Raw genomic sequence first — 261 nt, forward strand, 5'->3', positions numbered from 1 at the left:
GAAATACTTACACCAACCAGTAGCCGACGTGTAAAAACGGAGTTTATTGGTTTATTAGAAAACAAATTTATTATTTTAAACTATCCCAGCGCTAAGCGACTTCCTATGGCAAGTGATTACTTGCGTGATGGTGTTATGGTAGTAGTAAGGGCGCTTATAGAGGGCAGTGGCGGGCACGTGATTGCGTTTCGTCAGCAACTTATGTCTGTAGCCTCTCACCCTGCTAAATTGTTGTTTATTCAATATCCTTCACAAGTACAG

The 261-nt window shown here is 41.4% G+C and carries 1 protein-coding gene; it reads left to right on the forward strand.

Features of this window, described 5'->3' with window-relative positions:
• The coding region (locus tag SB749_RS19890; protein WP_410711825.1) for a flagellar brake protein at nt 1–261 on the forward strand (261 nt) is incomplete at both ends.

Origin of the sequence: Brevibacterium sp. SIMBA_078 (genome assembly GCF_046534565.1) — a bacterium.
In the GTDB taxonomy this organism is placed as follows: domain Bacteria; phylum Actinomycetota; class Actinomycetes; order Actinomycetales; family Brevibacteriaceae; genus Brevibacterium.